The organism is Hymenobacter profundi (assembly GCF_019334315.1).
Taxonomy (GTDB): domain Bacteria; phylum Bacteroidota; class Bacteroidia; order Cytophagales; family Hymenobacteraceae; genus Hymenobacter; species Hymenobacter profundi.
Genome location: NZ_JAHWGL010000064.1, coordinates 1 through 23151 on the forward strand (window position 1 = coordinate 1; position 23151 = coordinate 23151).

Genomic DNA, 23151 nt, shown 5'->3' on the forward strand with positions numbered 1-23151 from the left:
TCTTTCTGTATCAATCATTACGGTAGATCAGCCGTCCACGAAATCCGTGTATTCCGACAAATTCGAGCGAATCCGTGTTTCAGATTACTTCACTACAATCTTATTTAGCATCAACGCGGCGGATTTCTTACTTGGGCGGCTTACACCGATAATGGTTTTGGCATCGGCCCAGGTAGTGAAGTCCTTCACGTAAGCCAGGTTTTGGTCGTTAGCTACCTTCAAGCCTAATCCTTTTGGCTCTTGCACTACGCCGGTTGTCATGTCCACGTGGCGCACATATAGGTCAGATTTCCCTTTGATGGTCTCCTCCGTCAGGAGTTGCAGGTCCGGGCCGAATATAGCCGCACGAAAGCCGATGCTGGAGAAGGCTTCGGCGGGTGGGGCTACCTGGTTTTTGTTGATAATGGTGTGCCAGCGTGGCGCCAAAAACTCATTGTACCCAAACAGGTGCAACTCCCGCGAATGAATCGGTGAGTTCTCGCCGCCTTCTTCGTACTGTTTTTGCGCGATGATGACCAGTTGCTTATCCTCATTCACAAGCAACTGGGCCAAGTAAATGTCTTCTAGACGTTTGCTGGTGCCTTGGGTTGCTTTGTTTACCTCGGCTAAGTAGTCAGGCGAGAACTTCACTTCCGGCGCAAACTTCATATCGCCCTCGTCGGTGAAGTCAAATCGAACGGCTTTCAGACTGTGATAAAGGCCGGTTTTGCGTTCGGTACAAATAGCAGCGGCGTACAAAGTGTTATCAGGTTGCAGACTAAACTTCGTATCGAACACCATCACCTCCTGCCCGCCAAACACGCCCCCAAGCGCTACCGACATCACCTTCACCTCCGTGCTGGTATTAAGGTAGTGCCGCACACTCAGCTTTTTCATCCCGTCGCTGAGCAGCGTTACGTACTGCGTGCCATCGTTGCCTAGGCTAACGGTAGTGGAAAAAAAAGCACCCTGATCATGGAAATCGTAGGTGCGCTCTTTCACTTGGGAAAGCTGCGCGTCATATACATTGGCAAGGATAGCCTTTATTTGCTGTTCGCGGGTGAGGTAGCGCCACGCTATTGTGTGGGTGCCATCCGGTGAAAAAGTAACGCCTGGGCGTCGGTCACGCAGACCGGCTTCGATTAATTTCTTGCCGGCGCTTTTTTGACCTGTTTTCAGATCGAATGTATAAGCTGTGAGCTGCTGAGCCGCACTAGTTTTGCGGTATATTACTACGGTAGCTTGCTGGTTGCTTTGCGCAAATCCTTCAATGCTTTCTTCCGCTGTTAGTGGTAAATCGGTACTCCATACACGTTTTAGTTCGCCATCATAACGCTCTACGGCGTAGCCCGAAACTGATTTATGTGCTAAAATTAAAAAACCACCATCCGACTGAGAAAGGGTCTTTTGGGAGACACGTTGATTGTATCGGTCATATGATTGCTCGGGGAGGTATGCAAACGATACCGATTTCGTTTTCTGTGCTTGCACCACCTTCGGAGCCAGTAATGTGCTGCCCAATAGGATGCTGAATGACAAAAATGTAAGTCTCACAGACAAAGGAATTTAAGATGGTTTCAGGAAAAATTCAGTGAAAATCAGTACACAAAAGTGACCAATTATCAGGTGTTTACGTATATGAGCCGGACTGACGAAAAATAGTCTATTGCAAAGCGTAAGTTTCATAGAAGCTTAATAGTTTGATTAACCGCTATTAGCTGAAAATGCCTTTACTTTGCAGCCGGATACAGGAATGAAAAGGAAAAATGTGCGGTGCAAAGCTTGCGAAAAAGTGACGTTGTGCTGAAGAGTAAGATTAGCTAAATACAAAAAAACAAGTGATGCACAGAAGTTGGTCTCAACTTTGTGTCAGAAAGACTACAAATACCTTTCCTTTATGAAGTTCTTAGCAAAATCGTTGTTGCTTTCAGGTTTACTTGTAGTTGGCAAGCTCGTAAAGCAGCAGTCGCCTGAAGCAGTTATCACTATCGCCCCCGATTCGTTATCGTTAGAAGCAACCTCCACGCAGCCGATTTCTTTCTTCACTCGCCAATTATACCCTCAGGTGGTGAGTGTACAGGAAAACCAGCAGCCATGGCGAATTACCCCCGCCTATTTCACTACCAATGAGGTAGTCAATCAGTAAGTAGTTTCCTTAAGACGACCCATCAGGTCGTCTTTTTTGTATGATACCGTTTCCACGGCATCAGCTAATGCGGCTCCAGTTGACAGCCGTAGCCGGTAGTGACTCTATATGGTGCCGGATATTCTGATTTTGGGGCAGTTGTAGGGTAGGGTCCTCTTGCAAAAGCTGATTAGCAGCAGCTCTGCTCTCTGTTAAAATGCGGGCATCTTTAGCCAAGTCGGCAATCAATAGGTCCAGTACACCGCTTTGCTGAGTGCCCATCAAGTCGCCGGGGCCGCGCAGCTTTAGGTCGATGTCGGCGATTTCGAAGCCGTTGTTGGTGCGCACCATCGTTTCGATGCGGGTGCGTGACTCCTTACTAAGCTTGTAGCCCGACATCAGGATGCAGTAGCTTTGGTCGGCGCCGCGTCCTACCCGGCCACGCAGCTGGTGCAACTGCGAAAGGCCAAACCGCTCAGTGCTTTCAATCACCATCACGGAGGCGTTGGGTACGTTCACGCCTACCTCAATTACGGTGGTAGCCACCATAATCTGGGTTTTGCGCTCTACGAAGCGCTGCATTTCGGCATCCTTCTCGCCAGCGGTCATGCGCCCATGCACAATGCTTATCTGAAATTCCGGGAAAGCTCGCTCTACGCTCTCGTAGCCGTCCATTAGGTCCTTATAGTCGGCCATGGCCTCGCTTTCCTCAATCAGCGGGTACACAATGTACACCTGCCTACCCAGGTTGATCTGGTCGCGCAGAAACTGAAATACTTTCAGGCGGTTGGAGTCGTAACGATGGACTGTGATGATGGGCTTGCGGCCGGCCGGCAGCTCGTCAATTACCGACACGTCCAGGTCGCCATAGAGTGTCATGGCGAGTGTGCGCGGAATGGGTGTGGCCGTCATCACCAGCACATGCGGAATCACATGCGGATTTTTCTGCCACAGCTTCGAGCGTTGCGCTACCCCAAACCGGTGCTGCTCGTCCATGATGGTGAGGCCCAGGTTGCGGAACTGCACTACATCCTCCAGTAGCGCGTGCGTGCCTACCAGCATGTGCATCTCGCCCGAGCGCAATTGCTCGTGCAGTACCCGCCGCGCCGCCGTGCGCGTACTCCCCGTCAGCAGCCCGATTTTCAGGCCCAACATATCAGCGTACACCTTCAGACCGGTATAGTGCTGATCGGCCAGGATTTCGGTGGGAGCCATCAGGCAGCTTTGGGCACCGTTGTCGGCAGCCATCAGCATGGAGATAAACGCTACGATGGTTTTGCCCGAGCCTACATCGCCTTGCAATAGGCGATTCATCTGCTTTCCTGAGCAAAAATCCTTGTAGATGTCGTGAATAACCCGCTTCTGCGCGCCGGTAAGGTCGAAGGGCATCACGTTCTTGTAGAAATGCACCAGCGAGGGCACCTCCTTAAAGATCTGCCCAGCCAGCTCTACCTTGCGCTGGTCGCGCTGGCGCAGGAGCTTGAGCTGCACATAGAATAGCTCCTCAAACTTCAAGCGAAAGCGCGCAGCTTGCAACAGCTCGGTGCTCTGCGGAAAGTGAATCTGTTGCAGCGCGTTGGCCTTGCTCATCAAGCCATACTGCTGAATGAGGTAGGGCGACAACGTTTCCGTTACCTGAGGCAGGGCCAGTTTCAGCAAGTCGGCCACCATGCGCATGATGGCTTTGCTATCGATGCGGTGGTAGTTTTTGAGCTTCTCGGTGGTATTGTATACCGGTTGCAAAAAGCTCTGGCCAGCCTTCTGTTCCGTCACTTCCTCTAGTTCCGGATGGGCCATCTGGGGCCGGCCGTTGAACATGGTAGGCTTGCCGAATACAATGTACTCCTGGTGATTCTTGATAATCTTCTCCAGGTAATTCACTCCCTTAAACCACACCAGCTCTAGCTCGCCACTGGCGTCGGCTACCTTGGCCACCATGCGTTTCTTGGGGCCTTCGCCAATCACCTCGCGGTTTCGCAAGATGCCTTTCACCTGCACGAAAGGTAGGTCGTCGTGCAGGTCCACGATGTTGTAGAACTGCGTGCGGTCGAGGTAGCGGAAAGGGTAGCGCTGAATCAGGTCGCCGTAGGTGAAGATGCCTAGCTCCTTTTGCAACAGCTGCGCCCGTTGCAGGCCCACGCCTCGCAGGTACTCTATTTTAGTCTGAAAGAAATTACTCATCTACTAGCTGTTAGCCATTGGCTGTTAGCTATTCGCTTCAAAAAAAGGAGTTTGCGGAAAGCTAACAGCCAGCAGCTATTAGCTAACAGCTAAATTATTGATACTTCAACGTGTTCAATAGCTTCACTACGTCCTGCTTCACGTACTCAATCACCGGCGCCAGCGAGTCGTTGGCGGTGGCGGTACGAAAATATAGCGCGCCCCGGAAGAAGTGTCGAGTACTATCAGTTGTGTAGAACTGAAACTGACTAGGTACTTCGCCCTGCAACTCAAACACCGACACGCGCATGCCGTTGGGCGTTTTCATGGTGCTCTCGTCGATGGCTGTTGCTTTTATTTCGTGCTTGCTGGTGAGCTTGCGCGCATCTTCCAATAGCTTATTGTAAAGCTGATGGTTCCCCTTTAAGTCGGCGTACGTAATCTGCACGTTGGCATGCAGTTGGGGGTAGTAGATGTTCAGCCAGTGCGGCTGCGCCAGGTAGGAAGAGTCGCGCAGAATGCGTGCTTGTTGCGAATACTGAAACGTATACGGGTGTCCCGGTGCCAACTGCTGGTAGCTATGCGGCGGCAGGTCGATGCGGTTGTAGCCCTTGGGTTTCGGCGTGTAATCGGGAGCCGACGAGCAGCCGGTTGCCAGCAGCAAAAAGCTCAGCGCGGCGCTAAGGCCACGTAGGGAAGCGGAAACAGGCATACGAAGCAAGGCAGAGTTCACGTAGTAAAGGTAGCAGATAAGGCGGTAGGGGCATATTATGGCCGCCCGTTGTTTGCAGGTTTTAAACAATGTCAGCAGCAATTGAGAATTCCACTGTTCCTACCTGTTCTCGCAGTTTACTCAATTGCTTCTAAACAACATCAGCAACGAGGGGCAGCTGCAAGCTGCCCCTACAACGCAAAAAGCCCCGGCAGCGTGCCGAGGCTTAGAAAAGCCGGGTAGGGTAGAGATTAAAACGGCAATTGGTCAAGCTCCGGCTCTTGCCGGAACGTGACCGTAGCCGCGGCGGATTGCTCCGCCGCGGGGGTAGTACCATCTCCTTGCGGGCGGCCGCCCAGCATAGTTAGCTCATCGGCTACAATCTCCGTGATGTAGCGCGTCTGATTATCCTTGTCCTGGTACTGGCGTGTGCGGAGCTTACCTTCCACGTACACCTGCTGACCTTTCTTCAAGAATTTCTCAGCCATTTCAGCCAACCCGCGCCACGCCGTGATGTTGTGCCACTCGGTGCGCTCCACGCGGTTGCCTTGCTTGTCTTTGTAATAGTCATTGGTGGCCAGGGTGAAGTTTGCGACGCTGACGCCGCCTTCCAGATGCCGAATCTCCGGGTCTTTGCCCAAATTGCCAATCAGGATGACTTTGTTGATGCCTGCCATAGTGTTACTTTTTCGTTCTGTGTGACATAGTATTTACTGTTCTAAAAGTAATAGATGAAAATATATATTCCAAGTTTTTTAGCTGAATTATTTCACTTTTTGCTAATATAATTAGTGATAAGAATGGGCTTAGGTAAGGCCTCCACTTCTGCAACGCTGAACGCGGCCAACCCTAGTTCCTGCAATGCCGCAACAGGCAAAGCCGCCTGCAACTGAATAGGGTAGAACCGGGCCTCCAGCTTCTGGTGGCTAAGCACGTGCCGGTAGGCCGCCGAAGGTTCCTCGGCTCTATTTGAAACTATCGTACCACCCAAAGCTTCTACCTGACGCAAAACCTCCACCGCCGATAACTCGGCTGAGTCTGTCTCCGTCAAAGCGAAATCGTAGAGGCCCTGCCAAATGTCTTTGCCAGTACGCTTACGCATGTATACCTTGTCGGCGTGACGTAGTACCAAGTAGTGAAAATAGCGCGTGCGGGCTGCTTTGGCTTTGCTCTTGATGGGCAATTCGGCCACCATGCCGTGCTGGAAGGCATAGCACTGCGCCTGCAACGGGCAAAACAGGCAGTCTGGCTTCACCGGCGTACATTGAATGGCTCCAAACTCCATGATGGCTTGATTGAACTCAGCTGGCGCATCGGCTGAAATCAGCGTATCGGCTAACTGCTGAAACACTTTGCGGCTGGCTGGCGCGGCAATATCCTGCGTGAGGCCAAATACGCGGCTCAGCACCCGAAACACGTTGCCATCCAGCACCGCCACTTTCTCGTCGAACGCAAAGGAAGCAATGGCGGCAGCAGTGTATTGTCCTACCCCGCGCAGCTTCAACAACTCGACATAGGTAGTCGGAAACTTGCCGCCGTACTCACGCACTACCTGCTGGGCGGTATGGTGCATGTTGCGAGCACGGGAATAGTAGCCCAGGCCCTGCCAATGGCGCAGCACCTCATCTTCGGGAGCAGTCGCCAAGTCCTGCACGGTAGGGTAGGAGTTGATGAAATCGAGGTAGTAAGGCAGGCCCTGCTTCACGCGGGTTTGCTGCAAAATCACCTCCGATAGCCAAATGGCATACGGGTCACGAGTGTGGCGCCAAGGTAGGTCGCGGCGGTGGCGCGGATACCAGTTGAGCAGGGTAATCGCGAAAGCGGAATGAACAGAAGTAGGAGGAACGTTGTTCAAAACAGTGAGTCAGAAAGACTTGTCAAAAAATAGGACAGAGGCCGGGATTGTGGGAAAAAAATTGGAAAACCAAAAAAGCAACCTACCTTTGTGGCCCCAATTCGGAAGCGAACAGCCTAGTGGGCAAAGGCTTACGTGTTGAACGGGGAAATTGCCCAGTACATTTTTTCACTCCATAGTACACTTACCAGCGTGACTAAAGCAGAAGTAATCGCCGAAATTGCCGATAAAACTGGCATTGAGAAAGCAGACGTGTCCGCAACCGTTGAAGCCTTCTTTAAAGTAGTAAAGGACTCGATGGCCGAAGGCAACAACATCTACGTGCGCGGCTTCGGTAGCTTCGTAAACAAGAAGCGGGCAAAGAAAGTGGCGCGCAACATCTCGAAAAATACCTCGATCATCATCGACGAGCACTTTATTCCGAGCTTCAAGCCGTCGAAAACATTCATTGGCAAAATCAAGAACAGCAAAAAGATCAAAGAAACGGCTAACGCCTAACTTTTTGTTGTTGTACTATTGCGGCGGAGCCGTCGGGCGCCCTTTCTTGGGAACTACCCGACGGCCTGCTTTTTCTGCATGGCCCGATCAAAATCTTCTCACCAGCTCACTGTTGTTGCTATAGCCGTTGCCCTGGTTATTGCGTTGTTTCTGTTGCCGAAGGTAATTGTGAAGCCCAAACAGGGTGAAAGCGAGCTGACGGCTCAAACAGCTGCCCGCACCGCCAATCGCGACCAGGGAGCTGCTGCGCCTTCCACAGCTTCAGTAGAAGCCGATGGCCGACCAGCCGGTGCTACCCCAGAGCAGCCCCACATGTCGCTTACGTCTCAGCAACGGAGCAGCATTAACGGTTTGCTAGGGCAATACAATGTTACCACCGACCGCGACACCAAGCTTCGCTTGGCCACCGATTTGGCAAAGCAATACAAGGCAGTCGAAAAGTTTGATAGCGCAGGCTATTACTACGAGCAAGTGGCCTTGGCCCGGCCCGGTGAGCAAGCCTGGCAGCGTGCTGCCGACGAGTATTTCGAAGCCTTTAGCTTTGCGGCTACCGCTGAGCGGGGTAAGATGCTGGGCGCCAAATCGCGGGAGTTGTATGAGCGGGTGCTCAAAAACAACCCCGACAACCTGAACGCAAAAACTAACCTGGGTATGGCCTACATGGCCAGCGACAACCCAGTGCAGGGCGTCACGTTGTTGCGGGAAGTAATTGCCGCTGACCCTAAAAATGAAAAGGCGCTCTACAACCTCGGGCTGCTTTCGATGCAAAGCAATCAGTACGACAAAGCAGTGGAGCGCTTTCGGGAATTGACTGCTGCCCATCCCAATAATGTGGAAGGGCAGTTCTACCTGGGCGTTGCCTTGGCTCAAACTGGTGCCAAGGAGGAAGCAAAGGCTGCGTTTGCTAGGGCCAAAAGCCTAAGTAACGACCCTGGCTTGGCTGCCTCAATTGCCGAACAACTGCAAAAGCTGCAATAAAGAAGCTACGGAATGAAATCCGTACCTTTGCCGTCCCTCGGCTGGTACGAGGTTTCCCAAAGTCTACGTAATTCAAGTTTTAACCCTTAACCCATCAACTCATGCCCTGCGGTAAAAAGAGAAAGCGTCATAAGATTGCCACCCACAAGCGGAAGAAGCGTCTACGCAAGAATCGTCATAAGAAGAAGTAAGCCTTCCGGGGTCTGCTGGCGGCTGTTTCCGACGTAGGAAATGTCCGTCTATCTCTCATATAAATTCCCCGAGAGTGGCTAGCCGTATGCTTTCCCCGTGGCCTGAAAGGGAAGCTGGTGCCGTGCGCACTGGCTTCCCTTTGCGGGTTTCGGGTAGTGTAGGGTTTTGCCGGCCAGGGAGTTGCTTAATTAACCTAATCCATTGAGTAACGAATTAATCATTAATTCTACTCAGGAGGGAGAACGAATTGCCCTGCTTCAGGATAAACGGTTGCTCGAATATCATTTCGACCGCAACGACACCAACTATTCCGTTGGCGACATTTTCCTGGGTACGGTCAAGAAAGTTATGCCCGGTCTGAACGCCGCGTTCATTGATATCGGGTATCAAAAAGACGCTTTTCTGCACTACGGCGACTTGGGAGAGAACTTCCCGTCGCTGAATAAGTGGGTGAAAGGCGTACAATCGCAGAAAATTGCCGTTGGCCCGCTCAAAACATTTCAGTTTGAAGGGCCACTTGATAAGGTAGGAAAGGTAGCCGACACGCTCAAAAAAGGCCAGCAACTGCTAGTGCAGATCGTGAAGGAGCCAATCTCTACCAAAGGACCGCGTCTATCTACCGATATTTCGATGGCAGGGCGCTATCTGGTGCTGGTACCGTTTTCCAACGTTATCAGCGTTTCTAAGAAAATCGTGAGCCGCACGGAGCGCGACCGGCTCAAGCGCCTTATTCAGTCTATTAAGCCTGATAATTTCGGGGTTATTATCCGCACTGTGGCCGAAGGGCGCGAGGTGGCCGAGCTAGATAAGGACATGCAAAGCATGATCGATAATTGGGAACAGCTCTTCCAAACCCTGCGTAAGGCCAAGCCGAACGATAAGATTTTGGGCGAGCTGGGCCGTAGCAGCTCCATGCTGCGCGACATGCTCAACGAGTCGTTTGATTCCATCATCGTAGACTCGCCGGCTTTGCACGACGAGATGCGCGGCTACCTCCAAAAAATTGCCCCCGACAAGCTAGGGCTACTCAAGCTCCACACCGGCAAGGTGAAAGTGTTTGAGCAGCACAATATTGAGAAACAGCTGAAAACGCTGTTTGGCAAAACGGTGTCGGTGCCTGGTGGTGGCTATCTGGTGATTGAACATACTGAGGCTCTGCACGTTATTGACGTAAACTCAGGCAACAAAAGTAACCAGGAAGGCGACCAGGAGGCCACAGCCCTCATGATTAACATGTTGGCGGCCAAAGAAGTAGCCCGACAACTACGCCTGCGCGACATGGGCGGCATCATCGTCGTCGACTTCATTGATATGAAGTCGGCGGAGAGCCGCAAGAAGGTGGAGGACGCTGTGCGCGACGTGATGAAGCACGACAAAGCACGGTTCACTATTCTGCCCATTACTAAGTTTGGGCTGCTGCAAATTACGCGGCAGCGCGTGCGCCCCGCCGAGGCCATCGTAACCGGCGAGGTGTGCCCTACCTGCGGCGGTACCGGCAAAATCTCAGCTTCTATCTTGGTCACCGACGAAATCGACAACAGCATTGATGATTTGCTGCTGACGCAAAACCAGTCGGGTATTACGCTCTACGTACATCCTTTCCTGCATGCTTACTACACCAAAGGTCTGGTATCGAGGCAGATGAAGTGGTACTTGAAATACTATAAGTGGGTGAAGGTGATGAAGGACACCAGTCTGGGCCTCACCGACTACCGCATCGAGGACGAGCACGGCGAGGACATCGAACTGCACTCAGCCGCAGCGGCCATGAGCCGCATGCAAGACCGCGAAATAGAAATAACGGACTGATTTTTCTGCGAAAATCTCCCCTGAATAAGAAGAAAGCCCGCCTTACTCCGAGAGTAGGGCGGGCTTTTCAATGGTGGGTTTTGCATTAGAATGCATCTGTCCTCCTGATCTTGCGAAGGACCTTATCACGCTAGAACGAGTTGTTGGTACGATGGTCGTTCAACGGGCATAAGGTCCTTCGCAAGCTCAAGAGGACAGACCTATTTTACTTCGCTGGGTTAAAACTTAATCCCCAAATCCAGCGCTACTTCACTATTTTTTAGCGTGACGTTGTTGAATTTACGGGTGTTATCAAAGTACCGGTCAATGTTAACGATGCCGTGATGGTAGGAGAGACCTGCTATCAAGCGGGTGCTTTGGCCTAGCAGGTACTCTACCCCGGCACCACCCAGCAGGCCCACATCCGGAATGATAACGTGCTTGCTGGCACGGCTTTCGGTAGGGGGGGTGCCAGGAGTGCTAGTACCAGGATCAGTGTAATATTTTTCGCCGTCGATGCGGGCGGCAATGGCGCCGGCCAGCGTGCCGCCTACCTGAAAATAAACCTTCGTGCCTTCCGAAATATCATTGGTAAACAGTTTCAGCGAAATAGGCACTTCGAGGTATTGAATCCCTATTTTCTGCTCGTAGCGCAGGTTCTTAGCTGGATCGAGGTAGGAAACGGTGCCACCTTTGCCGGTCAGGAACAAGCCGGAACTGAAGGCATAGTTTTGACCAAAAAAGTAATCGATGATAACCCCACCTCCGAAGCCTACCTTCGATTTCTCGTTTTTGAAGCCCGTAGCTCCTGTACCATTGCGGGGCGAATCGGCCCGAAGATTGGTGATAGAAGGCGAAACTTTCAGGCCAATTTCGACCTGAGCAGAAGCTGCGCCAGCGGTCAGAAAGGTTACACCCAGGGCAAGCAGAAGTTTTTTCATAGAGCGGGCCGAATTATCGGCAGTAAGAAAAGAAAGCAAACGGCGTAGCGTTTGCTTTTGGCTATTTTCGCCTCAAATATACGTGTGATGTACAACCTAATCCCGATGCGTTCTTTGCTAGTGTCCCTGCTGGGCGGATTCCTGCTCACGGCCTGCTCTACTGGCTCCGACTGCGAACAGAATCCCGACATAGCAAAAGTAGAGGTGCCAGTGCAGCTGGAACGATTGGAAAAGCCATTTTTTCAAATCAAAAACCTGGCCGAAGCCCAGCAGTTTTTGGTTCAGCATCCGCTGTTTGCGCGTCAATACTTGCTGGAAGGACGCTACGGTTCTGAGCAATTGGCGCAAACCATGACCCAATTGGCTACCAACGCTGGCTTGCAGAAGCTAGGCCGCGAGACGGAGGCCGCCTTTCAGAACACGGATAGCTTGCAGCAACAACTGCGTGGCTTGTTTCAGCACGTGCGTTACTACTACCCCAGTTTTCGGGTGCCGCCAGTGAAGACCTTTGTGAGCGGCTTAGGTAAGGAGCCAGAAAAGGATGCGCTATTTGCCAACGACAGCCTGATTGTGCTCAGCCTGGATTTCTTTGTGGGGCCTACTGCCTCTTACCGTGCCGATGTGCCGGCCTATATCAACCGACGCTATACCCCTGCGCACGTGCTGCCGGCGCTGGCCCTCACCATTTCCAGCAAGTACAACCGCGCTTTGACCGGCAATCATACCATGCTACGCGACATGGTGCAGTTTGGCAAAAGCCTTTACTTCGCCGAAAAAATGCTGCCCTGTACGCCCGATTCGCTGCTGATGGGCTATACAAATAAGGAGCTAGTCGGTGTGCAGTTCAACGAGGGAAAAATCTGGGCGCACTTCATCGAGAAGAATCTGCTGTATACAGCCGACCCATTCGTTATCAAAAAGTACATTGGCGAACGGCCCGCTACACCCGAAATAGACAAGACGGCACCCGGCCGCCTGGGCGCCTGGGTGGGCTTGCAGATTGTGCGCAAATACATGGAGCAGCACCCCGAAACAACCCTGCCGCAGCTCATGGCCCAGCGCGACGTCCAGCGCATCCTCAACGACTCGCACTACAAGCCGAAGAGGAATTAAAAATTAGGAGTTGAGTTAAAAGCCGTCTCGACGGACTATATACGCTCGGGCAGCTTTTAATTTCTAACTCTTGGTTTTTAATTGATTAGCATGCACATCGCCGTATTCAGCCAGCACCACACCAACCCCGATTGCCCGGCCACCAGCCGGCACTACACGTTGCTGGCTCATTTGGCGCGCACGCATCGTATCACGCTGATTACGACGAACACGTGGGAGCGACTGCGCATCACGCACCGCTACCCTTGGATACCGGAAGGGGTAGAGGTGCGTAATGCAGCGGTGTCGTACGAAAACAAGATGGGGGTAGGGCGGCGGCTATTGTCTTTCGGCCGCTACGCCGCCTACGCCATTCGCGAAGGCCTGTGCATCGATACGCCCGACGTTATTTGGGGAATTTCGACCCCGCTGACGGCCGCGTGGGCCGCTGCGCAGGTGGCGCGGCTGCGTGGGGTGCCGTGGGTGTTCGAAGTGCAAGACCTATGGCCCGCTTTCCCGATTGCCATGGGCGCTGTTCCGAACAAGTGGGCGCAGCGGCGTCTGCATCAGATGGAATACGGCTTGTACCGCTCGGCGCAGCACATCGTGACGCTTTCGCCGGATATGAGCAGCACCGTCACTGAAGCAGAGTTGGCGAAAGGTAGGAAATGGCGTTTTGGAGAAGGGAAAGTAACAACCATCCTCAATGGTACTGATTTGGAGCTGGCCGCACTAGCCACCGATGAAGCCGTAGCTACGCTCCGACAGGAATATGATTTGCAAAACCGACGGGTAATATTGTACGCTGGCACCTTCGGCCGAGCCAACGATATCCCTACCCTGCTGGCCGCCGCCGAGCAACTAGCTGACGACCACCCTACCCTGGTTTGGCTGTTTATGGGACACGGCTACGATGAGCCATTGGTGCAGGCCGCGGCCGCCCGTTGCGTTGCTATCCGGCTGGTACCGCCGCAGGCCCGCCACGCCGTCTTCGCGTGGTTTCGGCTAGCCGATTTATCGGTCGTTTCTTTTCTGGGGCTGCCCGTACTAGATGCCAATTCGCCGGCCAAGCTATACGATAGTCTGGCGGTAGGCACGCCGGTTATCGTCACGAATCCTGGCTGGACCAAGGAACTGGTGGAAGCGCACAACTGCGGCTGGTACGTGCCAGCCAGCAATGCCTCAGCGTTGGCCGAACGCGTGGCAGAATTGCTGGCGGAACCGGCTACTGTCTTGGCGGCTGGCCAAGCCGGGCAACAAGTAGCACAGCACTATTTCGACCGTCAGCAGCTCGCTGCTACCATGCAGAATATTCTGGAGCAGAGCGCGAAACAGCAATGATCTGTGATTGTACTAGCAGATACTTGTTTTAAACTAAGTTGTACTAAATATCAGACTTCTTAGGGGATTTTAGCCTCGAAACAAGCTTTTCTGTGTCTAAAACAGGAGCTACTTGAGTAGCATAATACTGGCAAAAGTCGGTGAGTGGGCAGCTGCTGCACTTTGGTGTGCGGGCCACGCAGATGTAGCGGCCGTGTAAAATCAGCCAGTGATGCGCTTTTGGAATCAGCTCCTCAGGAATGTAGCGGACCAATTCCTTCTCTACCGCTAGTGGCGTGGTAGCCGTTCGGCTTACCAAGCCTAATCGGTGCGACACCCGAAACACGTGAGTGTCCACGGCCATAGCGGGCTGGTTGTAGATAACCGATACTACTACGTTGGCCGTTTTGCGGCCTACCCCTGGTAGGCGCTGTAGCTCCTCAATGGTACTAGGTACTTCGCTGCCAAAGTCCTCAACCAGCATCTTACCTAGGCCTGCTAAGTGCTTCGCCTTGTTGTTAGGGTAGGAAACACTGCGGATAAAGGGGAAAACCTCCTCAGCCGAAGCCGCTGCCAGATGCGCCGGGGTAGGAAACTGCTGGATCAGGGCCGGCATTATTTGATTCACGCGCTTGTCGGTACACTGAGCGCTGAGCACTACGGCCACAATCAGCTCGTAGGGATTGGCGTAGTGCAACTCCGTCTCGGGGGCGGGGAAGTGCGTAGTGAAATACTCCAGAAAGCGATGATACCGCTCAGGCTTGCGCATAGAAAGAAGGACCGGTGAGAAACATCGGTCAAAAGTACATAACCGCGCCGAGCTACGTTCGGGCCTGGTCAGAAACGCAGGGACTGAACGTAGCTCGGTAGGGTAGCCTTTAGGAAGAATGCGGGAACGTACGCGAGTAGCGCAGAATATTTTGGGTAGCGGCTTCGCTAGGCGCTTGGCGAACGGCCGTAAGGGCACGTAACGTTAGCAGGAGGTCGGCGCACTGCGCGGCTAGCTCGGGGTCGTGCTGGAGCGCTTGCTCCAGGGCCTGTTGTTCATTCGCTGGCAGCTCGTTGTACACGTACTGGAGCAGCTTCTCTTGAGTAAAGGTTTTGATCATAGAACACGGATTGCGCGGCCATCTTTTTCCGCAGGTTGATCAGCGCGTAGCGCATACGACCCAGTGCGGTGTTGATGCTGACTCCCGTGGCATCGGCTATTTCCTGGAAGCTCATGTCGCCGTAATGGCGCATGATGAGCACTTCCTTCTGGGCCGTTGGCAGGTCCTGAATCAACTCCCGGAGCCGGGCGTACGTCTCCTCGCGGGTGAGCTGCGCTTCCGCGCCCTCTTCCGCAAGACTTAACGAATTGAAGGCATGGCTTGTTGTATCCAGATTCAATAAAGGGCTACGTTTTTCGCGCCGGAAGAAGTCGATGGCCAGATTGTGCGCAATACGGCAGATCCAGGAAGAGAACTTCCCTTCTTCGTTGTAGCGCCCGCTTTTCATCGTGTGAATGGCCTTGATGAAGGTGTCCTGCACCAAATCATCGGCCACGTCTTCGTCGCGCACGATTAGCATAATCGTGGTAAACACCCGGCTTTTATGCCGTTCCAATAAGATTTCGAAAGCTGATTCTTTACCGGTAATGTAAAGGGATATGAGAGCGGAATCGCTCGGCTGCATGGTTTCCATAAAGGCTACGAGTTAAGGAACGTAGAGCTTCAGGCCATAGAGTGGGGTTACCGGGTGAATGTCAGAGAGTAGCTCCTAGATGAGCAATGGATGAAGACCAAATGTAAAGAATGGTTATACCAAACGCAATGCCCGAACGCCACCAACTGAATATTTTTTTGTGCATTATGAAACCTTAATATTTTATATAGTATATCTATTATTTTGAGTTTTATAAAAAATTATGTCTTCGCTTATTAATTATGTTACTATTAGCTCTTAACTACTTGCAAAGTGCGGTTATTCAATCATTTATTTGCTCGAAAGGGGCAAAAGAAAAATAAGGTAATAAAATAGGTGACGAGGGCGCCGCGTTGCAAAATCGACTATTTTCCGTGTACATAGTGTGGCGTGTAACCGAAGAAGCTAGTCTAGAAAGAGTAAGGGCAAGTAGCGAGGAGTAGGGCAGCCAGGGTTTCAGGTTACTTTTGGCATTCGTTCCCTATCCTTTTCGATTTGTTTGCATGTCGGCACCCCTCCACGACCCGTATGCCGCCCTGCGGATTCCAGATTTTCGCCGGTTGATTTCGGCACGCATTTGCTACACTATTGCTACCCGTGTACAGGGGCTGGCCGTGAGCTGGCAGATCTTTAAAATCACCAACGACCCCTTGGCGCTCGGGCTGATTGGGTTATCCGAAGCCATTCCCAGCATCGCGGTGTCGCTTTACGCCGGGCACGTGGCCGACTCGGTGCGGCGCAAGAACATTATTGTGGCGGGAGTGGCCGTGCTGGTGCTGTGCGCGGTGGCGCTCTGGTTTTTTGCCTCGCCCTGGGGGCTGGATTTACTAGCGCCCGGCTCGCTCCATACCCTGCCGCTGTACGCGGTGATATTTGTGAGCGGCATTGCACGCGGGTTCCTGGGGCCGGCCCTGTTTTCCTTTATGCCACAATTGCTACCCAGCCGCGAGCGGCTCTCCAATGCCATTACCTGGAACAGCACCACTTACCAGGGAGCGGCGGTGCTGGGGCCGGCAATCGGTGGCTACCTTATTGCGCATCTGGGCGTTGCCAATTCCTATGCCGTGGCATCAAGCCTGCTGGTGCTGGCGCTCGTGCAGTTTATGCTGATTGCCTCGCGGCCCCTACCCCCCATTGAGGGCGCCAAGCTCACGTTGCAGGAAAGCGTACTGAGTGGCCTGCGCTTTATCTGGGGCAACCAGCTAGTACTGGCTGCGCTGTCGCTGGATTTATTTGCGGTGTTGTTTGGCGGTGCGGTGGCGCTGCTGCCGGTATTCGCCGTGGATATTCTAAAGGTGGGGGCTGATGGGCTGGGGCATTTGGAGGCTGCACCAGCTATTGGTTCGGTGCTGATGGCGGCCGTGCTCACTTATTTCCCGCTGCATCAGCAGGCTGGGCGCAAGCTGCTGTGGGCCGTGGCGGGCTTTGGGGTAGCCACCATCGGCTTTGCGCTGTCTACTAATATCTGGCTGTCGTTGTTTCTGCTATTTATGACGGGCGTGTTCGACTCCGTATCGGTGATTGTGCGGCAAACGCTGGTGCACACCTTCACGCCGGAGTATATGAAGGGTAGGGTATCGGCTGTCAACAATATTTTCATTGGCTCCAGCAACGAAATCGGCTCGTTCGAGTCGGGCGCGATGGCGCGGCTACTGGGCGTAGTGCCCTCAGTGGTTTTCGGTGGAGGTATGACGATTGTAGTAGTCTTGTTAACCGCCTTCAAAGCCGACAAACTCCGTCGCCTCGACCTGACCCCGGCGCCTACCTCTGCACCAGCCGAATAAGCTGTAGCTACTTGCTGGCCGTGTTGTTCTTGGTTTTGCTGGCGGCAGGCTTCTGCGGAGCCGCTGCCGATGGAGCCGCGGTGGTACGCTTGGCAATCCATTCCCGAATGGTATCCAGTGCCTTGGGCGAGAAATTAGGCTGCTGCTGTCCGTTCACCAAAGGCCAATCCTGCGGGTCGGGCTGAAACAGGTGGTTGACGCCAGCAAGTTTCTTCACGGTCACGTCGCGGTTGTTTTTCAGACCCTTTTGCAAGAGTGGTAGGTTGGTGGCCGCGCCTACCTGTAGGTCGTCGGTACCGTTCAGGGCCAGCACGGGACAGCGCACATCGGGCAAGGACCGGAGCGGGTCAAAGTCGAGGAAGAAACGTGACCAGGGCGACGTGAGCTGAATGGCGCGGGCACGGGCCATAGTTGGGTCAATCTGGCTGTTGTTGAGGCGTAGCGTGCCGGCCACCTTGCCGCGGGCCTGGTTATCGTTGGGCGTCTGCCGGATAATTGTAACCATGCGCTCGTACAACTCAATGGCCGCCTTCACCTGAGTTTGATCGGCCCCAATGAGGCGCATAATTTCCAGCTGCTGATGCAAGAGCACCTCGTGGCCCAGCTGTCCGTAGCCAGCCAAAGCCACCACAAAAGCTGGAGGCTGCGGCTGCGCGGCGGCCAGCAACGACACGTTGGCCCCTTCGCCATGCCCGATAAGGCCAATGTCGCGGTGGTTGATGAGCTTGTGCGCCCGCAGATACTGCATGGCGGCCTGCGCGTCGGTCACCAAATCGGCAGTGGTCGTGGTGAAATAGCGCCCGCCCGACTGGCCTACCCCCCGGTCATCAAAGCGCAGCACGGCCACGCCGCGGCGGGTGAGGTAGTCGGCCAGCATCCCAAACATGCGGTAGTCTTGCACCGCCGCGTCGCGCTCCTGCGGGCCACTATCCGAAATCAGCACCACGGCCGGAAAAGGCCCCGGTCCGGCCGGCACCGTGAGCGTACCACTCAGGCTTACGTTGGCGGTTGCGTTGTTGAACTTGATGTTTTCTTCGCGGTAAGGCGGAGTCAGGCGGGTGAGAGCGGCCGCCGAGGCCGTGGGCATGGCGCGGCGCTCCAGCGTGAGCGGCGCCGTAAGGCCAGGCTGCTTCCAGGTGCCCTTCAGCACCCGGCCACCTTCCAGCACTTGGCCCGTGAAGCTGCTACCCGCTTGCTCAATTTTCAAAGCAATTTCACTGCCCTTTATCTCTACCTCTACCGGCATGCGGCTAATCTTCTGCTTGGGCACATCCAGGGCGGCGTAGTAGGAGCCGTTGGAAAGCGGGACCAACGTAATCAGCAAATCCAGAGAGCCGCCTGGTACGGCGAGTGGTCCTTGCCATTGGCCATTCAGAGGAGCGTCGGCGGCCCGCAAGGCGTATGGTAAAAGAAGAAATAAGAGAAACGCGAAACGTAAAGCTTTGGTCATAAAGTGAAAATCAAATACCGAACTGCGGCGGTATGAGCATATTCTTGGTAAAAAAGTGCTAAATGCCAGAATCTTGCCAACGTCCTATTTAGGTTTGAAAACGCACACTATATCCGATGAGAGCAGTATGAGGAGCTACCAAGTGAGCTGTTTGCTCGACGTAGGTCCTGCGTAGGTATCGGCTTATATGATTACATCTGTGTATGTTGGCTGTAGTATTCACTTTCTGTTCTCTTTTGTTTGCTGCACTGTATGTTGCTTTCCACCCGTTCTCGTTGTTTCTTATTAGGATTTCTTTTGCTGTTGCCCGTTGTGGTGTGGGCGCAGGCGCCGCGCCGCGCCGCGCCGCTCAATTTTGGGCAGTGGGTAGGCGAAATCAAAGCCTTCACTCAGCAGGATAGTCTGCAAAAGCCGCCCGTGGCGCCCATCGTCTTCACTGGCAGCTCGTCGGTGCGCAAGTGGGAGACGTTGCAGCAGGATTTTGCGGGCTACCCCGTTCTTAACCGAGGTTTTGGCGGCTCTCGCTTCCCCGATGCCAATCATTATTTCGATCAGCTCGTACTGAAATACAAACCCAAACAGGTGATCTTATATGAGGGCGACAACGACATCAACGCTGGCAACACGGTAGAGGAAGTGTACCAGTCTTTCCTGGCTTTCAAAAGCCGCATGCGCCGCGACCTGCCCGGCGTGGAGCTAGTATATCTGGCTATCAAACCAAGCCCGTCGCGCTGGAAGCTCTACCCGCAGATGCAGCAGGCCAACGCCAAGATCAAAGCCTACATCGACCGCCACCCACAGCACCTGCGCTATGTGGATTTCGGCCCCGCAATGCTCGGTAAAAACGGCCGCCCGCGCCCGGAACTATACGTGTCCGACAGCTTGCACATGACGCCCGCCGGCTACGCCATCTGGACCAAGCAACTACAACCCTACCTGAAAAAGTAGCCGCCTGCTGGTCGGCCGCCCGCGTCGCCTACCCTTGCCAGGGGTTCAACCCCAGCACGACGTTCCGTGTAAAAAGCAAAGCCCCCGCACCTAAGGTGATGCGGGGGCTTTTTGCTGTTTTTAGAATTTACTTCGTGCGGGATAGAATCCAGCTACTAATGGCCTGCATGGCAGCGGGCGAAAATGTTTCCTCGATCTGCCCGTACTCCGAAATGGCCCCGGTAGGAGCGGTCTGGAACATGTGGTTGAGGCCGGGCAGCTCGCGGGTGGTCACATCGCGGTTGCCGCTGCTTTTGAGGGTTTTTTCGATAGAAGCGAGGTTGGTGTTGGAAATCACCTGCATATCTTTAGCGCCGCCCAGAGCCAGCACCGGGCATTTCACGGCGCGCAGTGTTTGGGTAGGGTTGTCGACGAGCAGCGCGCGGAAAGCGGGGGTAGTCATGGCGGCGGCCTGGCCGGCGGCGGCGGCGCGGAGCTGGTTCATCTGCTCGGCGGGTAGGGAAATATCGGGCATCAGCACGGCTATCATTTGCTTCTGTGCCTGCTGAACATCGGCTACGCGCTGACTGATGGCAATGAGGGCGCGCTGACGCTGCTCTACACCAGCCAGGATTTTGGGGTCTTTGGTCTTGAGACGAGCATTGGCCAGCGCCTGCTGCACCACCGCTTCGCTACCCGGTACGCCGGCCATACCCAGCAGCACCAAAAAAGCTGGGGCCTGCGCTTGGCTGGCCGTGCGCACGCCGGCTGTGCCGCCTTCGCTGTGCCCAATCGCGCCTACCTTCTTAGCGTTGATATCGGGCCGGCTGCGCAGGAAGGCCATAGCGGCTTCCGCATCCTGGGTGTAATCGGTGAGGGTAGCGGTAGTGGCGTTGCCCGTCGATTTGCCTACCCCCCGGTCATCAAAGCGCAGTACGGCAATGCCCTGCTGGGTGAGGTAGTCAGCTAACACGAGGAATGGCTTGTGACCGAACACGGCTTCGTCGCGGTCCTGGGGGCCGGAGCCGGTGAGCAGCACAGCCGCCGGAAACGGACCTTTGCCGGGCGGTAGGGTAAGCGTGCCAGCCAGCGTGACGCCAGCGCTTTTATTGGTGAAACGGACTTCCTCGGCCTGATACGAAAACGGCGCCTGCGGCTCTTGCGGCCGGCCGGCCTTGCCGCTACGCTTCGCGGCGGGTGCGGCAGCAGTGGCCGCAGTAGTAGAAGTGTGCTGGAATGTGAGGGGCAGCTTGGCGTTGTTCTGGCGCCAGAAGCCGCGTAGTGTACTACCATCGGGAGCCACCTTCCCGGCAAAGCGAGCCCGGATGGCCGACACCGTGAGCAGCAGACTATCACCTTTGGTTTCTACCCGGTCTACGGCGATGTTTCGCGCGTTCTGGGTAGGGATGTCGAGGGTGGCCGTGCGACGGCCGCTTTGGTCCTGCACGTTTAGTTGCAGTTGCAGGGTAGCCCCGGTGGGGATGCGCAGATTGCCACTCCATTGACCGGAAAGGTTGGCCGTGGGCCGCTGCCCAAAAGCCGTAGATGCACCAAGCAAGGCGACTAGTAAACTACCAAATGAAGAAAAGCGCATATACAGTGGAAAGGGCCCCGCGGGGTGTTCAGAAACGAAAGAAATAAGAAAAATAGGCTACCTGAAAGGCCGCAGTGTCACTCCTCATCAGCTTAACTATAACAGCCATACTCCCCAAAATAGCGCCCACAAAGGCCGAAAAGTTGCGTCGGCACGTGTTGCGGTACTGCGTTTAGGCAGGCAGTGGCGGCGGCTTTGCGTGCTGTCAGAACTGATTTCCAACGGGCTTACCCTAGTAAATACCCTGCCAAAACCTATGAAAAAGATTGCTTTAGAAGAACACTTTCTTGCCCCTGCCTTTGTCGAAGGCTTCAAGCAGCACATGCGCGACCTGCCCGAAAAAGCCATGCAGAATATTTTGACGCGCTTGCAGGATTTTGGCGAGCAGCGACTGGCGGCAATGGATGCAGCCGGTATCGAACGGTCGTTTTTGTCGCTTACTAGCCCCGGCGTGCAAACGGAACCCGATACCGCCCGCGCCGTGCGCCTGGCCCACGAGACCAACGATTTCTTAGCCGAAAAAATTGAGTTGCACCCTACCCGTTTTGGCGGGCTGGCCCACTTGGCCCTGCAAGACCCCACTGCTGCCGCCGATGAGCTGGAGCGGTGCGTGCGCCAGTTGGGCTTTCGGGGCGCCATGATCAATAGCCACACCAACGGCCACTACCTCGACGAAGACCAGTACACGCCGTTTTGGGAACGGGTGCAAGACCTGGGCGTGCCCGTGTACCTGCACCCCGCCAATTCCTACCAGAAAATGCAGCTCTACGAAGGTCACCCCGAGCTGCTGGGCGCCACCTGGAGCTGGACCGTAGAAACAGCCACGCACGCCCTGCGTCTCGTGTTTGGTGGCGTGTTCGAGCGGTTTCCGAAGGTGCAGTTAATCTTAGGCCACATGGGCGAAACGCTGCCCTACCTGCTCTGGCGTCTCGATAGTCGCGCCCGCCTCGCCGGCCTACCCCAAGGCCTGACGAAGCTGCCTTCGGAATACATCAAATCTAACATCGTGGTGACTACCACCGGCGTGTGCGCCGATGAATCGTTGCAGTGCGCCCTAGCCGCCCTGGGCGAAGACAACGTGCTGTTCTCGGTGGATTATCCGTTTGAAGAATCCGAAACGGCCAGCCGCTGGATAGAACAAGCGCCCCTGAGCGACGAGGTACGGGCGAAAGTCTGCCACCAAAACGCCGCGCGGGTGCTGGGATTGTGAAGTTCTAGTTGTTAGGGGGAAGTTATCGGATGAAAAAACGTCTGTCATCCTGAGCGCAGCGAAGGACCTTATCACGGTAGAACGATGGAAGTAACAACGAGTCGTTCAACTGGCAGAAGGTCCTTCGCTGCGCTCAGGATGGCAGACGTTTTTCCTAACAACCTCAAACCACTCTTCCCACTACCGCAAACAGCGGATCGGATTGGTAGCCGTTGGGGCTGCGGTCAAGTAGCTCGATGTGGTGCCAGCCGCCGGCTGTTTCTAGGTAGCGCTGCACTAGGGCCAGGTGACCACGGTCGTCGAGGGCGTGCCAGGCGGCTATGGCTTTGCTAGGGAAGCAGCGGTTGGAAAAGGTAATGACCAGCGGCGCTTCGGGGCGCAGCACGCGGGCCAGCTCGCGCAGCACCTCCACCGGCTGTGTGAGGTAGTCAATAGACACGCAGATGCCGGCCCCGTCGAACTCGTTGTCAGCGAAGGGTAGGGTAGGGGTTTGGTTGAGGTCCTGCACCACGTAGCTGCTCAGGCGCGGGTTGGCGCGCAACTCTTGCTCGTTCATGCCCAGCCCTACCACACGCTGATAGGCTACCTCCTCGGGCAAGTGGCTGATCCAACTGCTCATCAAATCCAGCACCGCACCATTGGCCGGTAGATACTCACGGTACAGCTGGGTCACGGCCGCAATAGCGCCCTCGTCGATGTGTGTCACAAAGCGCGGGAAGTGGTAGAAATCGGCGTCCGGCGTTTCGTCCTGGCGGCGGAAGGCGTTGGACGGGAAAGGGGTGTCGTTGGGGGTAGGCATGGGTAGGAGGTAGTTTTCCTACTCAACAGACTGCATAGCGGAGAGTTTCGTTGGTCGTGCTAAG

The 23151-nt window shown here is 54.5% G+C and carries 21 protein-coding genes; 9 read left to right on the forward strand and 12 right to left on the reverse strand.

Annotation, left to right across the window (positions count from 1 at the left end; all coding sequences use genetic code 11):
- Positions 1 to 84: 84 nt before the first annotated feature.
- Positions 85 to 1533 carry a hypothetical protein gene (locus KYK14_RS14535; RefSeq protein ID WP_219159786.1) on the reverse strand — a complete coding sequence of 483 codons (1449 nt, stop codon included), beginning with the start codon at positions 1531 to 1533 and terminating at the stop codon, positions 85 to 87.
- Positions 1534 to 1876: 343 nt separating this feature from the next.
- Between KYK14_RS14535 and KYK14_RS14540 the strand changes: the two genes are divergently transcribed.
- Positions 1877 to 2125, forward strand: a complete 249-nt coding sequence (locus tag KYK14_RS14540; RefSeq protein WP_185282335.1) for a hypothetical protein — start codon at positions 1877 to 1879, stop codon at positions 2123 to 2125.
- A gap of 60 nt (positions 2126 to 2185) precedes the next feature.
- Here KYK14_RS14540 and recG read toward each other — a convergent pair whose 3' ends face one another.
- From recG to mutY, 4 genes are all read right to left on the reverse strand, one after another.
- The gene (gene recG / locus KYK14_RS14545) at positions 2186 to 4285 is read right to left on the reverse strand and encodes an ATP-dependent DNA helicase RecG (RefSeq protein WP_219159788.1); all 2100 of its coding nucleotides are present in this window, start codon (positions 4283 to 4285) and stop codon (positions 2186 to 2188) included.
- A gap of 94 nt (positions 4286 to 4379) precedes the next feature.
- A complete protein-coding gene (gldD, locus tag KYK14_RS14550; RefSeq protein WP_185282337.1) occupies positions 4380 to 4976 on the reverse strand; it encodes a gliding motility lipoprotein GldD in 597 nt (198 codons plus the stop codon).
- A 251-nt stretch (positions 4977 to 5227) separates the two neighbouring features.
- A complete protein-coding gene (locus tag KYK14_RS14555; RefSeq protein ID WP_185282338.1) occupies positions 5228 to 5653 on the reverse strand; it encodes a single-stranded DNA-binding protein in 426 nt (141 codons plus the stop codon).
- A gap of 92 nt (positions 5654 to 5745) precedes the next feature.
- Positions 5746 to 6831 (reverse strand): A/G-specific adenine glycosylase, encoded by a 1086-nt coding sequence (gene mutY / locus KYK14_RS14560; RefSeq protein WP_246601861.1) that lies wholly within the window; start codon positions 6829 to 6831, stop codon positions 5746 to 5748.
- 192 nt (positions 6832 to 7023) lie between these two features.
- On the opposite strand from mutY, the gene KYK14_RS14565 reads away from it, so the two are divergent.
- The 3 genes from KYK14_RS14565 (at position 7024) to KYK14_RS14575 (ending at position 10308) form a co-directional block, all read left to right on the forward strand.
- Positions 7024 to 7329: an HU family DNA-binding protein gene (locus tag KYK14_RS14565; RefSeq protein WP_185282339.1), complete on the forward strand. Its 306-nt coding sequence runs from the start codon at positions 7024 to 7026 to the stop codon at positions 7327 to 7329.
- Between the two features lie 78 nt (positions 7330 to 7407).
- Entirely contained in the window at positions 7408 to 8307 is a 900-nt protein-coding gene (locus KYK14_RS14570; RefSeq protein WP_185282340.1) for a tetratricopeptide repeat protein, read from the forward strand.
- A 393-nt stretch (positions 8308 to 8700) separates the two neighbouring features.
- A complete protein-coding gene (locus KYK14_RS14575) occupies positions 8701 to 10308 on the forward strand; it encodes an Rne/Rng family ribonuclease (RefSeq protein WP_185282341.1) in 1608 nt (535 codons plus the stop codon).
- 218 nt (positions 10309 to 10526) lie between these two features.
- Here KYK14_RS14575 and KYK14_RS14580 read toward each other — a convergent pair whose 3' ends face one another.
- The gene (locus tag KYK14_RS14580) at positions 10527 to 11228 is read right to left on the reverse strand and encodes a porin family protein (protein WP_219159790.1); all 702 of its coding nucleotides are present in this window, start codon (positions 11226 to 11228) and stop codon (positions 10527 to 10529) included.
- 105 nt (positions 11229 to 11333) lie between these two features.
- On the opposite strand from KYK14_RS14580, the gene gldB reads away from it, so the two are divergent.
- Both gldB and KYK14_RS14590 read left to right on the forward strand, forming a co-directional pair.
- Positions 11334 to 12341 carry a gliding motility lipoprotein GldB gene (gene gldB, locus KYK14_RS14585; RefSeq protein WP_219159792.1) on the forward strand — a complete coding sequence of 336 codons (1008 nt, stop codon included), beginning with the start codon at positions 11334 to 11336 and terminating at the stop codon, positions 12339 to 12341.
- Between the two features lie 90 nt (positions 12342 to 12431).
- Positions 12432 to 13661, forward strand: coding sequence for a glycosyltransferase family 4 protein (locus KYK14_RS14590; RefSeq protein WP_219159794.1), 1230 nt, complete (start codon positions 12432 to 12434; stop codon positions 13659 to 13661).
- 43 nt (positions 13662 to 13704) lie between these two features.
- Here KYK14_RS14590 and nth read toward each other — a convergent pair whose 3' ends face one another.
- The 3 genes from nth to KYK14_RS14605 all read right to left on the reverse strand — a co-directional run bounded on the left by nth (position 13705) and on the right by KYK14_RS14605 (position 15323).
- The gene (gene nth, locus KYK14_RS14595) at positions 13705 to 14409 is read right to left on the reverse strand and encodes an endonuclease III (protein WP_219159796.1); all 705 of its coding nucleotides are present in this window, start codon (positions 14407 to 14409) and stop codon (positions 13705 to 13707) included.
- A gap of 109 nt (positions 14410 to 14518) precedes the next feature.
- The gene (locus tag KYK14_RS14600) at positions 14519 to 14749 is read right to left on the reverse strand and encodes an anti-sigma factor (RefSeq protein ID WP_187318453.1); all 231 of its coding nucleotides are present in this window, start codon (positions 14747 to 14749) and stop codon (positions 14519 to 14521) included.
- Positions 14685 to 15323, reverse strand: a complete 639-nt coding sequence (locus KYK14_RS14605) for an RNA polymerase sigma factor (protein ID WP_219159798.1) — start codon at positions 15321 to 15323, stop codon at positions 14685 to 14687. The genes KYK14_RS14600 and KYK14_RS14605 overlap by 65 nt, the downstream gene beginning before the upstream one ends.
- Positions 15324 to 15826: 503 nt before the next feature.
- Between KYK14_RS14605 and KYK14_RS14610 the strand changes: the two genes are divergently transcribed.
- Positions 15827 to 17107, forward strand: coding sequence for an MFS transporter (locus KYK14_RS14610; RefSeq protein ID WP_219159800.1), 1281 nt, complete (start codon positions 15827 to 15829; stop codon positions 17105 to 17107).
- Positions 17108 to 17114: 7 nt separating this feature from the next.
- Here the strand turns inward: KYK14_RS14610 and KYK14_RS14615 are convergent, their stop codons facing one another.
- Positions 17115 to 18557: an alpha/beta hydrolase family protein gene (locus KYK14_RS14615; RefSeq protein WP_219159802.1), complete on the reverse strand. Its 1443-nt coding sequence runs from the start codon at positions 18555 to 18557 to the stop codon at positions 17115 to 17117.
- 297 nt (positions 18558 to 18854) lie between these two features.
- On the opposite strand from KYK14_RS14615, the gene KYK14_RS14620 reads away from it, so the two are divergent.
- Positions 18855 to 19505: an SGNH/GDSL hydrolase family protein gene (locus KYK14_RS14620; RefSeq protein WP_219159804.1), complete on the forward strand. Its 651-nt coding sequence runs from the start codon at positions 18855 to 18857 to the stop codon at positions 19503 to 19505.
- 127 nt (positions 19506 to 19632) lie between these two features.
- Here KYK14_RS14620 and KYK14_RS14625 read toward each other — a convergent pair whose 3' ends face one another.
- Entirely contained in the window at positions 19633 to 21078 is a 1446-nt protein-coding gene (locus KYK14_RS14625; RefSeq protein ID WP_219159806.1) for an alpha/beta hydrolase family protein, read from the reverse strand.
- Between the two features lie 256 nt (positions 21079 to 21334).
- Between KYK14_RS14625 and KYK14_RS14630 the strand changes: the two genes are divergently transcribed.
- Complete coding sequence (locus KYK14_RS14630; RefSeq protein WP_219159808.1) at positions 21335 to 22288, forward strand: amidohydrolase family protein; 954 nt, start codon at positions 21335 to 21337, stop codon at positions 22286 to 22288.
- 163 nt (positions 22289 to 22451) lie between these two features.
- Here KYK14_RS14630 and KYK14_RS14635 read toward each other — a convergent pair whose 3' ends face one another.
- The gene (locus KYK14_RS14635; RefSeq protein WP_219159810.1) at positions 22452 to 23087 is read right to left on the reverse strand and encodes a class I SAM-dependent methyltransferase; all 636 of its coding nucleotides are present in this window, start codon (positions 23085 to 23087) and stop codon (positions 22452 to 22454) included.
- Between the last annotated feature and the right edge of the window lie 64 nt (positions 23088 to 23151).